This window comes from Massilia sp. Root351 (assembly GCF_001425045.1).
GTDB lineage: Bacteria > Pseudomonadota > Gammaproteobacteria > Burkholderiales > Burkholderiaceae_D > Rugamonas.
On record NZ_LMDJ01000033.1, the window covers coordinates 241,214 to 254,200 of the forward strand.

Here is a 12,987-nt window from a genome sequence, read left to right on the forward strand (position 1 = left end):
GAAACGCGATGGCTGATGAGGGCTTGCGGCCAATCGTGGTCAAGCGCATCAAGAAGGGCGGCCATGCCCACCATGGCGGCGCCTGGAAGATTGCGTACGCCGACTTCGTGACGGCGATGATGGCCTTCTTCCTGCTGATGTGGCTGCTGGGTTCGACCACCAAGGGCGACTTGAACGGCATTTCCGAATACTTCAAGACGCCGCTCAAGGTGGCCATGCAGGGCGGCTCCGGCAGCGGCGACAGCTCGTCCGTGATTCCCGGCGGCGGCAAGGACCTGACGCGCAAGGAAGGCCAGGTCAAGCTGGCCGACGACCCGACCGTGAGCAAGAAGACCTTCAACCTGACCGCCGCCAAGGCCGAGCTGGAGCGCCAGGAAACCGAGCGCCTGCAAAAGCTGAAGGAAAAAATCGAAGCCAAGATCGAGAGCAATCCGCTGCTGGCCAAGTACAAGAAGCAGCTGCTGCTGGACTTCACCAGCGAAGGCTTGCGGATCCAGATCGTCGACGAGCAGAACCGGCCCATGTTCGCGCTGGCCAGCGCCCAGCTGCAGCCCTACACCAGGGAGATCCTGCAGGAGATCGGCGTGGTGCTGAACGACGTGCCGAACAAGATCGGCCTGTCCGGCCACACCGACTCCACGCCGTACTTCACCGATGCCGGCTACAGCAACTGGGAACTGTCGGCCGACCGCGCCAACGCCTCGCGCCGCGCGCTGATCGCCGGCGGCATGGCCGACACCAAGATCCTGCGCGTGGTGGGCCTGGCTTCGGCCGTGCACCTGGACCGGCTCGATCCCTTCAATCCCATCAACCGCCGCATCAGCATCGTGGTGATGAACAAGAAAACCGAGGACGCGGTGTCGCGCGACGGCGCCAAACTGGACGTGGGCACCGACACCGACGCGACCAATGCAGCGGCGGCAGCGGCCGCAGCGGCGGGGCAGCCGGCGCCGGCCGCACCGAACAAGAAGTAGCAACGCCGCACCACGGCGGGTATCGAGAACGAGACTGATATGACGAGAAAAAAAATCCTGGGTTCCCATGTGAAGCGCCTGCTGTCGGGCGTTTCGGACCACGGGCGGCGCCACCTGACGGAAGTCGAGACCGACCTGATCCAGACCAATCTGCTGCTGGAAGAGGCGATCGACAAGCTGTCGCGCAATTTCATGGCCATCCATGAAACCGTGACGGCGCAGCAGGCCGCCATCAACCTGCTGCTGGACGGCGGCTCGCCGTCGCCCGAGCAGAAGGCCGAACTGTCGGCCCTGTCCGAGCAGGTGGGCGCCTATGTGAACGCGGCCGTGACCAGCATGCAGTTCCAGGACATGACCAGCCAGCTGATCGACCGCACCCTGAAGCGGGTGACCGGCCTGCGCGAATTCCTCGGCACCCTGGGCGCGCACGGCGCCGAGATGGTGCCCGACAGCGACAATGAAGAAATCGTGGACCTGCTTGGAAAAGTCAGCATGGCGCTGGCGATCCAGAGCCTGGAGCTGCGCAGCGTGCTACGCAAGGCGGTGAGCCAAAAACACCTGGAAAGCGGCGACATCGAGCTGTTCTGAGCCCGGTCTGCCGCCCTGAATGCAATTCGAATGTAACACCTTTGAACATAGCGAGAAAACATAATGGCTAAAACAATACTTGCAGTTGACGATTCCAGCTCCCTGCGCCAGATGGTGGCCTTCAGCCTGAAGGCTGCCGGCTACCAGGTGGTGGAAGCGGTCGACGGCCAGGATGGCCTGGAAAAAGCCAAGCTGCAGGCAGTGGACCTGGTGCTGACCGACCAGAACATGCCGCGCATGGACGGCCTGCAGCTGATCAAGCTGCTGCGCGAGCTGCCGACCTACCAGAAGACGCCGATCCTGATGCTGACGACCGAGTCGTCCGACGAGATGAAGGCCAAGGGCCGCGCGGCCGGCGCCAACGGCTGGCTGGTCAAGCCTTTCGATCCGCAGCGTCTCATCGAGGTTGTCAAAAAGGTCATTGGCTAAGGGGCTGCCATGTATTTAGCACTTGATGGAGTCGCGCCATGACCATCGACATTAGCCAGTTCTACCAGGTCTTCTTCGACGAGGCCGAGGAGCTGCTGGCTGAAATGGAACGGCTGTTGCTGGCGGTCGACCTGGCCGCGCCCACCGAAGAGGATCTGAACGCGATCTTCCGCACCGCCCATTCCGTCAAGGGCGGCGCCGGCACGTTCGGCCTGAACGACATGACGGAAGTGACCCACATCCTGGAAACGCTGCTGGACCGCATCCGCAAGGGCGAGATGGCGCTCACTTCCGAGCACGTGGACGCCTTCCTGGCGGCCAAGGACATCCTGAAGATGCAGCTGGACGGGCACCGCCTCGGTTCGGCGGTGGACCAGGACGCGGTGGCCAATGTGCGCATGATGCTGCAGTCGCTGTCGCAGGACGTGGTGGCCGAGCTGTCGCACGTGGCGCCGTCCTTCCTCAGCGCTGCGCAGGAGGAGGCCGTGGACCACAGCGGCGGACGGCGCTACCGCCTGGAACTGCCGCAGATGGAGCTGCGCGAGATCAACGCGCTGTCGGCCGAAGTGGGCCTGCTGGGCGCGGTGAGCACCACGCCGCTGGACGGCGGCCGCACCGCGCTGCTGGTGACCACGCACGAGAGCCTGGACGACATCATTTCGATCTGTTCCTTCATCCTGAACCCGGACGACATGCAGGTGTCCGAACTGCCAGCGCTCACGCCCGAGCAGCAGGCGGTCGAAAGCGCCGAGCGCAAGCGGGTGGAACAGGACCAGGGCTACGGCTTCTTCGACCCCGAGCCGGCGGCGGCGGCCGCCCAGCCGGCGGCCGCAGCAGGCCCGGGCTACGGCTTCTTCCAGCCGCTCGACCAGATCCGCGCGGACGCGGCCGCCGGCGCCGACGACGCGCGCGGCTACGGCTTCTTCGAGCCGGTGGAGGCGATCCGCGCCAAGGCCGGCATCAAGGACGAGCCGGCAGCGCCGGTGACGCCGGCCGAGGAGGAGAAGAAGGCCGCCGTGGTCAAGAAAGAGGCTGACAAGCCCGCCGCCGCGGCCGGTGGCGCCGAGTCGTCCTCGATCCGCGTGTCGATTGAAAAGGTCGACCAGCTGATCAACCTGGTGGGCGAACTGGTGATCACGCAGGCCATGATCGAGCAGCGCGTCGATACCCTGGACCCCATGGTGCACGAGCGCCTGCTCAACAGCGTGAGCCAGCTGACCCGCAACACGCGCGACCTGCAGGAAGCGGTGATGTCGATCCGCATGATGCCGATGGACTTCGTGTTCTCGCGCTTCCCGCGCATGGTGCGCGACCTGGCCGCCAAGCTGGGCAAGAAGGTCGACTTCATCACCAACGGCGCCGCCACGGAACTGGACAAGGGCCTGATCGAGCGCATCGTCGATCCGCTGACGCACCTGGTGCGCAACTCGATCGACCACGGCATTGAAATGCCGGAGGTGCGGCGCGCCGCCGGCAAGACCGACGCGGGACGGCTGTTCCTGTCGGCCAGCCACCAGGGCGGCAATATCATCATCGAAGTGTCGGACGACGGCGGCGGTTTGAACCGCGACAAGATCCTGGCCAAGGCCAGGTCTTCCGGCCTGCCGGTGGCCGACAACATGGCCGACGCCGACGTGTGGCAGCTGATTTTCGCGCCGGGCTTCTCCACCGCCGAGCAGGTGACCGACGTGTCCGGGCGCGGCGTGGGCATGGACGTGGTCAAGCGCAACATCACCGCCATGGGCGGCACGGTGGACATCCGCTCGGCCAAGGGCTTCGGCACCACGATTTCGATTTCGCTGCCGCTGACGCTGGCGATTTTGGACGGCATGTCGATCAAGGTGGGCGAAGAGATCTACATCCTGCCGCTGGGCTTCGTGATCGAATCGATGCAGCCGGTGCCGGAGGACGTGAAGGAAATTTCCGGCAAGGGCAAGGTCATCAAGGTGCGCGGCGAATACCTGCCGCTGATCCCCCTGTACCAGATGTTCGACATCACGCCCCGCTTCACGGACCCGTCCGAGGGGCTGGTGGTGATACTGGAAACAGAAGGGCGCAAGGCTGCGCTGTTCATCGACGACCTGGTCGGGCAGCAGCAGGTGGTGGTAAAAAACCTGGAGTCGAACTACCGCAAGGTGGCGGGCATTTCCGGCGCCACCATACTGGGCGACGGCGGCGTGTCGCTGATCCTGGATGTGGCGGCGTTGATACGCTCTTCGCGCCAACTGGCCGACGAATCCATTTTTTCCTGAATAAACCAATACACTGAGTTCGTATCGGTAAGCACGGTAAGTACATCAGTAAGTACATTAGCTAGAAGGAAGCCATCATGTCAGACGCAATCCAGAACGCCGGCGATATCGCCGGCCGAGAATTCCTCGCCTTCACCCTCGGTAAAGAGGAGTACGGCATTGACATCCTGAAGGTGCAGGAGATCCGCGGCTACGAAGCGGTGACCCGCATCGCCAACGCGCCGGAGTTCATCAAGGGCGTGATCAACCTGCGCGGCATCATCATCCCGGTGGTGGACATGCGCATCAAGTTCAACCTGGGCGAACCGGTGTACGACCAGTTCACCGTCGTCATCATCCTGAACATCAACGGCCGCGTGGTCGGCATGGTGGTCGATTCGGTGTCCGACGTGACCACGCTGATGCCCGAGCAGGTCAAGCCGGCGCCGGAAATGGGCACGGCCTTCAGCACCGAGTACATGATCGGCCTGGGCACGATCGATGAGCGCATGCTGATCCTGGTGGACATCGACAAGCTGATGTCGAGCCCCGAGATGGGCCTGATCGACAAGCTGGCTGCGTAAGACCGCGCAGTAGCGGTGGCGACTGCCCGCAGAGGCGGCGCCGCCGCGCATAAAAAAACAGGGAGATAGAGATGAATTTACGCGACTTTAAAATTGGTACCCGCCTGCGTTTGGGCTTTGGCAGCATTTTGCTGATCCTGGTCGCGATGGTGTTGCTGACGAACGTACTGAACTACCGCAACAAGGGCGAGCTGCGCACCGGCCTGGAACTGACCACGGCCAAGACGCTGCAGGCCGCCGCCATGAAGAGCGCGATGCTGGAAACCGGCATCGCCATGCGCAATATCGGCCTGCAGTCGGACGTGAGCCTGATGCAGAAGGAAGAGAACAAAGTCAAGGAACAGCGCAAGCGCTACGACGGCGCGCGCGAGAAGCTGCAAAGCCTGGGCCTGGACGACGCGGAAAAGAAAGCGCTGAGCGACATCGCCGCGCTCGACAAGGAAGTGGACGTGGCCTTCAAGGAAGCCATCGGCCAGGTACTGGCGTTTAACAGCGAAGGCGCGGCGAAAGTGATCGCCAGCCGCATCGACCCGCTCAACCAGCAGACGCTGGCGGCGCTGAACGGCCTGGTGGACATGCAGCAGAAAGCGGCCACCAACGTGCTGGAAGGCTCGGTCTCGGCCGACACCCGGCTGATGGTGATGCTGTTCGTGATGGGCGGCGTGGCCGTGGCCATCGGCGTGGTGGGCGCCATCATCATCACCAGCTCCATCGTGCGTCCGCTGCAGGGCGCGGTGGCGGTGGCGCAGAAGGTGGCCGGCGGCGAGCTGACCTCGCAGGTGCGGGTGGAGGGCAAGGATGAAACCAGCGAACTGCTGCAGGCGCTGAAGGACATGAACGACAGCCTGGTACGCACCGTCAGCGACGTGCGCACCAGCACCGAGACCATCACCGTGGCCTCGCAGGAAATCGCCTCCGGCAATGCCGACCTGTCCTCGCGCACCGAGTCGCAGGCCAGCTCGCTGGAGGAGACCGCCAGCTCGATGGAGGAACTGACCTCCACCGTGAAACAGAACGCGGACAACGCGCGCCAGGCCAACCAGCTGGCCGTGTCGGCCTCCTCGGTGGCGGTGAAGGGCGGTTCGGTGGTGTCGCAAGTGGTGGAAACCATGGGTTCGATCAAGGCCTCGTCCAGCAAGATCGTCGATATTATCGGCGTCATCGACGGCATCGCCTTCCAGACCAACATCCTGGCGCTGAACGCGGCGGTGGAAGCGGCGCGCGCCGGCGAACAGGGCCGCGGCTTCGCGGTGGTGGCATCCGAGGTGCGCAACCTGGCGCAGCGCTCGGCCGGCGCCGCCAAGGAAATCAAGGAGCTGATCGGCGATTCGGTGGACAAGGTGGACGCGGGCAGCCGCCTGGTGGACGAAGCCGGCCAGACCATGGAGCTGATTGTCACGTCGATCAAGCAGGTCGCTGATATCATGGGCGAAATCACCGCCGCCACGCAGGAGCAGAGCAACGGCATCGAGGAAGTGAACCAGGCCATCACGCAGATGGACGAAATGACGCAGCAGAACGCGGCCCTGGTGGAAGAGGCGGCGGCGGCGGCCGAGAGCATGCAGGAGCAGGCGCAGAACCTGGCGCACGCGGTCAGCATCTTCAAGCTGTCGAGCGACGCCATGCACCAGATGGCGCAGCCGGCGCCGCGCGCGGCGGCGGTCAAGTCCGTCGCCAGGCCGGCCCCGAAGCCGGCGCCGCGCGCCGCGGTGGTGGCCACGGCCAGCCCCAAGGCGCCGCCCAAGAAGCTCGCCTCGGCAGCGCCGGGCGATGATTGGGAAGAGTTTTAACAGGCGATTTCAGGCAGCACGCCGTAGCAGGCATTGTTCCAAGGCAGGTTGATTTAAGGGTTTACAAATGCCGCATTCAAAAGACACCGTCAAAGAGTTTGATTTCAACTCCAGGGACTTCGAACGGGTCCGTGGCCTGATCTACAAGCGGGCCGGCATTTCGCTGGCCGACAGCAAGCAGGAGATGGTGTACAGCCGGCTGGCGCGGCGTCTGCGCGCCACCGGCATTTCGTCGTTCATGAAATACCTGGACGAACTGGAGGCGGGGCGCCTGGGCGACGAGTGGGAATCCTTCACCAACGCCCTGACCACCAACCTGACTTCCTTCTTCCGCGAGGCGCACCACTTCCCGCTGCTGGCCGAGCATGTGAAGAACAAGCGCGACATCACGGTCTGGTGTTCGGCCGCCTCCACCGGCGAGGAGCCGTACTCGATCGCCATGACCTTGTGCGAGGCCTACAACACGCTGACGCCCCCGGCCACCATCATCGCCACCGACATCGACACCAACGTATTGGCCGCGGGCGCGAACGGCGTCTACACCATGGACCGGCTGGACAAGATGTCGCCCGAGCGCCAGCGCCGCTTCTTCCTGAAAGGGAAGGGCGACAAGGAAGGCATGGCGCGGGTGCGTCCCGAGCTGCGCAACATGATCACCTTCAAGCAGCTCAACCTGCTGGCCGACCAGTGGCCGGTGACCGGCCCGTTCGACGTGATCTTCTGCCGCAACGTGATGATTTACTTCGACAAGGCGACTCAGCGTAAAATACTGTCCCGCTTCGTCCCGCTGATGAAACCGGACGCGCTGCTGTTTGCCGGCCACTCGGAGAATTTCCTGTATGTGTCCGATTCGCTGAAGCTGCGCGGCAAGACCGTGTATGAGCTGGACAGAAGATAGAACACTAAGGGCGCGCCATGGATTTAGAACAATTTGCCACCAACGTCTATTACGACCGGACCTTCGACTGCGACGCGGCCAAGATCCTGCCGGGCGAGTACTATTTCACGGCCAAGGACATGCTGATCGTGACGGTGCTCGGTTCCTGCGTGTCGGCCTGCATCCGCGACCGCGTGACGGGCCTGGGCGGCATGAACCACTTCATGCTGCCCGACGGCGGCAGCGATCCGAACAGCCCGATCTCGGCCTCGGCGCGCTACGGCACCTACGCCATGGAGATCCTGATCAACGACCTGCTGAAGGCGGGCGCGCGGCGCGACAACCTGGAAGCGAAGGTGTTCGGCGGCGGCGCGGTGCTCAAGGGCTTCACCGCCATCAACGTGGGCGAACGCAACGCCGCCTTCGTGCAGAGCTTCCTGCGCAATGAAAAAATCCGCATCGTGGCCGAGGACCTGAACGACATCTACCCGCGCAAGGTGTACTTCTTCCCGCGCACCGGCAAGGTGCTGGTCAAGAAGCTGATGCAGTCGCACAACGACACGCTGGCCAAACGCGAGATCGAATACGCCAGCCGCCTCAAGAAGCAGCCCGTGGCCGGCGAGATCGAGCTGTTTTGACACAGCGTTCCAACCAATAAAAACACCGTACCCATCATGAAGATCAAAGTCCTGATCGTAGACGACTCCGCGCTGATCCGCAGCGTGATGACCGAAATCATCAACAACCAGCCCGACATGGAAGTGGTGGGCGCGGCGCCCGATCCGCTGGTGGCGCGCGAGCTGATCAAGCAGACCAACCCGGATGTGCTGACGCTGGACGTGGAAATGCCGAAAATGGACGGCCTCGACTTCCTGGAAAAGCTGATGCGCTTGCGCCCGATGCCGGTGGTGATGGTGTCCTCGCTGACCGAGCGCGGCTCGGAAATCACCATGCGCGCGCTGGAACTGGGCGCAGTCGATTTCGTCACCAAGCCGAAAATTTCCATCCAGAGCGGCATGCGCGAATACACCGACCTGATCGCCGACAAGATCCGGGCCGCCTCCAAGGCCCGCGTGCGCGCGCGTACCCTGCCGCAGGCCGGCGCCGCCGGCCAGGCCGCCTTGCCGCAGCTGCGCAACCCGCTGATGTCGTCGGAAAAACTGATCATCATCGGCGCCTCCACCGGCGGCACCGAGGCGATCCGCGAATTCCTGATGCAGATGCCGTCCGACTGCCCCGGCATCCTGATCACGCAGCACATGCCGGAGGGCTTCACCAAGTCCTTCGCCAAGCGCCTGGACTCGCTGTGCAAGATCGCCGTCATCGAATCGCAAGGCAACGAGCGCGTGCTGCCTGGCCACGCCTACATCGCCCCCGGCCATTCGCACCTGACCCTGGCGCGGTCCGGCGCCAACTACATGACCAAGATCGACCAGGGCGAACCGGTCAACCGCCACCGCCCGTCGGTCGACGTGCTGTTCCGCTCGGCCGCTCAGTTCGCCGGCAAGAACGCGGTCGGCGTGATCCTGACCGGCATGGGCAAGGACGGCGCGGCCGGCATGTTGGAGATGAAGAATGCAGGGGCGTATAATTTTGCCCAGGACGAAGCCAGCTGCGTGGTGTTCGGCATGCCGCGCGAAGCGATCGCGGTCGGCGCCACGCACGAGGTGGGAGCGCTGCAGGCCTTGCCGGGCATGGTGCTTGGTTACCTGGCAACGCACGGCATGCGCGCGTTGCGCGTATGACGTGCAGGGTGACGTATTACTGCTACTTTGTTCGCCTTAGGGCAACGAAAATGCTATGCTACAAATAGCTCGTGCTTATAGACACTATTAACAACCGCGTAAGAGAAACAACGGAGTAATTCATGGCAGATCCAAAGATGAAATTTTTAGTAGTTGACGATTTTTCGACGATGCGCCGCATCGTCCGGAATCTGTTGAAGGAACTGGGTTACGCCAATGTGGACGAGGCAGAAGACGGTGTCATGGCCCTGGCCAAGCTGCGCGCGGAGCAGTTCGACTTCGTGGTCTCCGACTGGAACATGCCGAATATGGACGGCCTGACCATGCTGCAAAATATCCGTGCCGATCCCGCGCTGGCCAAGCTGCCGGTGCTGATGGTGACGGCCGAAGCGAAGAAGGAAAACATCATCGCCGCCGCCCAGGCCGGCGCCAACGGCTACGTGGTCAAGCCGTTCACGGCCGCCACGCTGGACGAGAAGCTGAACAAGATCTTCGAAAAACTCGGCGCCTGACCGCAACGGCAGGCCCGCGGGGCACGGGCCGGCGCACGCGCCGGCCTTTTTGACTTTATGCGACCACAACATGCATCAGACCAATTATCTTGTTCGTGAACCGCTGCTGGACCCCAGGCAGCGCGTGGTCGGGTACGAACTGACGTGGCAGGGCGGCGCCGGCCAGGTCGCCTTGCCGACCCAGGCCGCGCTGGAAGACCTGGTGGCCTTCGTGGCCGCCGAAGTCAACAGCGAAGAACACGGCTGGCTGCTGCGCGACAAGACGCTGTTCCTGGAAGCGGTGCCGGGCATGCTGTCGACCGACGCGCTGTACAACATGCCGCCCGAGCACACGGTGCTGTCGCTGAAGGCGGTGGCGCTGGCCAACCCGGACACGCTGGCGGCGGTGCAGGCGCTGCGCGCCGGCGGCGTCGGCATCCTGCTGCGCGACGCCGACCTGGCCCGCGTGGGCAGCCGGCTGGGCACCATCGCCTCCTACGTGGAAGTGAAATTCACCGGCGCCGACGTGGCCGCGCAAGCGCGTTCCTACGCGGCGCTGAAAGCGTCCAACCTGCGCATGGTGGGCCGCCCGGTCACCACCTGGGCCGACTTCGACGCCTGCGCCGCGCTCGGCCTGGACGCCTTCGTCGGCAAGCTGCACCTGACGCCGCGCCCCGGCGGGGATGCCAAGGGCATGAACCCCGCGCAGACCATCATCATGCAGCTGATGCAGATGGTGAACGCGAACGCCGACATCAAGCAGCTGGAGGATGTGCTCAAGCGCGACGCCGCGCTGTCCTACAAGCTGCTGCGCTACATCAATTCGGCCGGCTTCGGCGCCGGGCGCGAGATCGCCTCGCTGCGCCAGGCCATCACCTTGCTGGGCTATGCGCCGCTGTACCGCTGGCTGACGCTGTTGCTGGCCACGGCCAGCACCAGCGGCTACTCGCCGGTGCTGCTGGAAACGGCCGTGGTGCGCGGCCGCCTGGCCGAGCTGCTGGGCGCCAAGGCGCTGGGCAAGGCGGACGCCGAGAATATCTTCGTGGCCGGCATGTTCTCGCTGCTGGACCGGCTGCTCGGCATTCCGATGGAGGAGGTGCTGTCCAGCATCCAGCTGTCGGACGACGTGGTGGCGGCGCTGCTGTCGCGCTCGGGCAAATACGGCCAGTACCTGGCGCTGGCCGAGGCGTGCGAACTGAACAGCAACCTGGTGTCCTCGCTGGCCGGCGCGCTCAGCCTGACACCGGCCGAGGTCAACAAGGCCCACCTGTCGGCGCTGGCCTGGACCCAGAGCATCTCCGGCGAAGCGGGCTAGAACTTGTGCCGGATGCCGAGGGCGAAGCTGTTGCCGTCGGCGGTGGTGCTGATCTTGTCGTACAGGTAGGACGCATACACGTCGGTGCGCAGCGACAGGTTGTAGTCGTAGCCGGCCGCCGCCGTGTCGCGCCGGAACGGCGCCTTCAGGAACGCGCGCTCCTGGGCGCGCGCCCAGGCCAGCAGCCAGCGCCCGGCGCCGTGCGGCACTTGCAGGCCCAGGTGCGTGGTGCGGGTGGTGCGCCCGCTGCCTTCCTGGGTATTGCGCGCCACGCTGGCATATGCCTTGACCACCTTGAAGTCATACGCCGCGCCGGCGAAATAGGTGCGCTGGCTGGGCGCCGCGTTGCTGATGCCGATGCCGTAGCCGATGTCCTGCGCCGCCACCGCCGCGCTCAGCGCCGATCCCGTGTATTTCAATACCGCCACCTTGTTGTTGCCGGGGCTGTTGGCCGCATGCTCGCCCAGGCCGTACTGCGCCACCACGTTGACGCCGTTGACCACCGGCGAGGTGTAGTGCACCGCATTGCTCCAGCCTGAATCGCCGGCCGAGGAACTGCCGTAAGGCACGATCCACATCTGCGTCATCAGCGGCGAGAGCCGGGTCGAGAAGCCGTAGGGGTTGAGCGCCGCCGAGGCCTGGAACAGCGGGTTCGGCACCCGGCCGATCTTGGTGGCGCCCCAGTTGCCGTTCAGGCCCACATAGGCGGCGCGCGTGAACTGGCCTTCGCCCGGTGTGCGGCCCTGCTCGCCGGTGTCGGCGCGCATGAAGCCTTCGATGGCGAAGCTGGCCGATTGGCCGCCGCCCAGCTTCTCCAGGCCGCCCACGCCCCAGTAGGAGGTGGTCATGCCGCCGCTGTTGAGGACGTTGCCGCGCACGGGCACGCCGCTGGTGGCCGAGCGGCCGAGATACAGGTCGACCAGGCCGTAGACGTGGACGGTGCCGGGCTGGGCGCCGGCGGAAAGCGGCAGCAGGGCTGTGCAGAGCAGGGAAAGCAGGGCAGGGTGTGCAAACCGCATGGGGCGCCTCGCGATGGGAGCTGCAGCTCGGAAAGAACAGCTTAGCACGGTGGTGGCCGCTGCGGACCGCCACCGTTGTTTTGCCGCAGTGCCGCTCCGGCTCAGATTTCCAGGTTGTCGATCAGGCGCGTGGTGCCCAGCTTGGCGGCGGCCAGCACCACCAGCGGCGTGCCTTGCGCCAGGTCGCCGGCGGCCGGCGGCTGCAGGTCGTTGCGCTTGCGGATGGAAATATAGTCCGGCTGCCAGCCGCGCTTGGCCAGCGCTTCCATGGCCTGGTGCTCCAGCTGGTAGATGTCCAGATGGCCGGCGCGCATTTCATTGGCCACGAAGTTCAGGCTCTGGTACAGCGCCGGCGCTTCGGCGCGCTCGTCCGGCGACAGATACATATTGCGCGAGGACAGCGCCAGGCCGTCGTCGGCGCGGTAGGTTTCGGCGGCGATGATCTCGGTGGGCAGTGCGAACTGGCGGCTCATGTTACGGATGATCATCAGCTGCTGGTAATCCTTCTTGCCGAACACGGCCACGCGCGGACGCACGCAGGAGAACAGCTTCATCACCACCGTGCTCACGCCGGTGAAGAAGCCGGGGCGGAACTCGCCCTCCAGCGTGTTGCCCAGGCCGTCCGGCGGCTGCACGCGGTATTCCTGCGGCTCCGGGTACATATCCTTCTCGGTCGGCGCGAACAGCACGTACACGCCTTCCTTTTCCAGCTTCTCCACATCGGCCTGGAAGGTGCGCGGGTATTTTTCAAAATCCTCGTTCGGGCCGAACTGCAGGCGGTTGACGAAGATGGACGCCACCACCGGGTCGCCGTGCTTGCGCGCCAGGCGCATCAGCGACAAATGGCCTTCATGCAGGTTGCCCATGGTCGGCACGAATGCGGTGCGCAGCTGGCCGCTCAGGTGGTCGCGCAGTTCTTCGATGGAGGAAATGATTTTCATGGT

13 protein-coding genes are annotated in these 12,987 nt (G+C 64.5%); 11 read left to right on the plus strand and 2 right to left on the minus strand.

Annotated features, from left to right (window positions below; all coding sequences use genetic code 11):
• Positions 1-8 precede the first annotated feature (8 nt).
• From motB to ASD15_RS26120, 11 genes are all read left to right on the plus strand, one after another.
• Positions 9-974 carry a flagellar motor protein MotB gene (gene motB, locus ASD15_RS26070; RefSeq protein WP_057157947.1) on the plus strand — a complete coding sequence of 322 codons (966 nt, stop codon included), beginning with the start codon at positions 9-11 and terminating at the stop codon, positions 972-974.
• Between the two features lie 39 nt (positions 975-1,013).
• A complete protein-coding gene (locus tag ASD15_RS26075) occupies positions 1,014-1,562 on the plus strand; it encodes a hypothetical protein (RefSeq protein ID WP_057157948.1) in 549 nt (182 codons plus the stop codon).
• Between the two features lie 63 nt (positions 1,563-1,625).
• Positions 1,626-1,991 carry a response regulator gene (locus ASD15_RS26080; RefSeq protein WP_057157949.1) on the plus strand — a complete coding sequence of 122 codons (366 nt, stop codon included), beginning with the start codon at positions 1,626-1,628 and terminating at the stop codon, positions 1,989-1,991.
• A gap of 38 nt (positions 1,992-2,029) precedes the next feature.
• Positions 2,030-4,243 carry a chemotaxis protein CheA gene (cheA, locus tag ASD15_RS26085; RefSeq protein WP_057157950.1) on the plus strand — a complete coding sequence of 738 codons (2,214 nt, stop codon included), beginning with the start codon at positions 2,030-2,032 and terminating at the stop codon, positions 4,241-4,243.
• A gap of 77 nt (positions 4,244-4,320) precedes the next feature.
• On the plus strand, positions 4,321-4,806 hold the full coding sequence (locus ASD15_RS26090) for a chemotaxis protein CheW (RefSeq protein ID WP_057157951.1): 486 nt from the start codon (positions 4,321-4,323) through the stop codon (positions 4,804-4,806).
• A gap of 71 nt (positions 4,807-4,877) precedes the next feature.
• The gene (locus ASD15_RS26095) at positions 4,878-6,596 is read left to right on the plus strand and encodes a methyl-accepting chemotaxis protein (RefSeq protein WP_057157952.1); all 1,719 of its coding nucleotides are present in this window, start codon (positions 4,878-4,880) and stop codon (positions 6,594-6,596) included.
• 67 nt (positions 6,597-6,663) lie between these two features.
• A complete protein-coding gene (locus ASD15_RS26100) occupies positions 6,664-7,494 on the plus strand; it encodes a CheR family methyltransferase (protein ID WP_057157953.1) in 831 nt (276 codons plus the stop codon).
• 17 nt (positions 7,495-7,511) lie between these two features.
• On the plus strand, positions 7,512-8,111 hold the full coding sequence (cheD, locus tag ASD15_RS26105) for a chemoreceptor glutamine deamidase CheD (protein WP_057157954.1): 600 nt from the start codon (positions 7,512-7,514) through the stop codon (positions 8,109-8,111).
• Positions 8,112-8,147: 36 nt separating this feature from the next.
• Positions 8,148-9,218 (plus strand): chemotaxis response regulator protein-glutamate methylesterase, encoded by a 1,071-nt coding sequence (locus ASD15_RS26110; protein WP_057157955.1) that lies wholly within the window; start codon positions 8,148-8,150, stop codon positions 9,216-9,218.
• A 122-nt stretch (positions 9,219-9,340) separates the two neighbouring features.
• Positions 9,341-9,730 (plus strand): chemotaxis response regulator CheY, encoded by a 390-nt coding sequence (gene cheY, locus ASD15_RS26115; RefSeq protein ID WP_028104141.1) that lies wholly within the window; start codon positions 9,341-9,343, stop codon positions 9,728-9,730.
• 70 nt (positions 9,731-9,800) lie between these two features.
• Complete coding sequence (locus ASD15_RS26120; protein ID WP_057157956.1) at positions 9,801-11,024, plus strand: EAL and HDOD domain-containing protein; 1,224 nt, start codon at positions 9,801-9,803, stop codon at positions 11,022-11,024.
• Here the strand turns inward: ASD15_RS26120 and ASD15_RS26125 are convergent.
• Together ASD15_RS26125 and panC are read right to left on the minus strand one after the other, a co-directional pair.
• Positions 11,021-12,043: a porin gene (locus ASD15_RS26125; protein WP_057157957.1), complete on the minus strand. Its 1,023-nt coding sequence runs from the start codon at positions 12,041-12,043 to the stop codon at positions 11,021-11,023. The genes ASD15_RS26120 and ASD15_RS26125 overlap by 4 nt on opposite strands.
• Positions 12,044-12,144: 101 nt before the next feature.
• Positions 12,145-12,984 (minus strand): pantoate--beta-alanine ligase, encoded by an 840-nt coding sequence (panC, locus tag ASD15_RS26130; RefSeq protein WP_057157958.1) that lies wholly within the window; start codon positions 12,982-12,984, stop codon positions 12,145-12,147.
• Between the last annotated feature and the right edge of the window lie 3 nt (positions 12,985-12,987).

Coding starts and splice junctions, on each gene's coding strand:
- motB (WP_057157947.1), top strand. CDS start 9: ATGGCTGATGAGGGCTTGCGGCCAATCGTGGTCAAGCGCATCAAGAAG.
- ASD15_RS26075 (WP_057157948.1), top strand. CDS start 1,014: ATGACGAGAAAAAAAATCCTGGGTTCCCATGTGAAGCGCCTGCTGTCG.
- cheY (WP_028104141.1), top strand. CDS start 9,341: ATGGCAGATCCAAAGATGAAATTTTTAGTAGTTGACGATTTTTCGACG.
- ASD15_RS26125 (WP_057157957.1), bottom strand. CDS start 12,043: ATGCGGTTTGCACACCCTGCCCTGCTTTCCCTGCTCTGCACAGCCCTG.
- ASD15_RS26100 (WP_057157953.1), top strand. CDS start 6,664: ATGCCGCATTCAAAAGACACCGTCAAAGAGTTTGATTTCAACTCCAGG.
- ASD15_RS26080 (WP_057157949.1), top strand. CDS start 1,626: ATGGCTAAAACAATACTTGCAGTTGACGATTCCAGCTCCCTGCGCCAG.
- ASD15_RS26110 (WP_057157955.1), top strand. CDS start 8,148: ATGAAGATCAAAGTCCTGATCGTAGACGACTCCGCGCTGATCCGCAGC.
- ASD15_RS26090 (WP_057157951.1), top strand. CDS start 4,321: ATGTCAGACGCAATCCAGAACGCCGGCGATATCGCCGGCCGAGAATTC.
- cheA (WP_057157950.1), top strand. CDS start 2,030: ATGACCATCGACATTAGCCAGTTCTACCAGGTCTTCTTCGACGAGGCC.
- ASD15_RS26120 (WP_057157956.1), top strand. CDS start 9,801: ATGCATCAGACCAATTATCTTGTTCGTGAACCGCTGCTGGACCCCAGG.
- ASD15_RS26095 (WP_057157952.1), top strand. CDS start 4,878: ATGAATTTACGCGACTTTAAAATTGGTACCCGCCTGCGTTTGGGCTTT.
- panC (WP_057157958.1), bottom strand. CDS start 12,984: ATGAAAATCATTTCCTCCATCGAAGAACTGCGCGACCACCTGAGCGGC.
- cheD (WP_057157954.1), top strand. CDS start 7,512: ATGGATTTAGAACAATTTGCCACCAACGTCTATTACGACCGGACCTTC.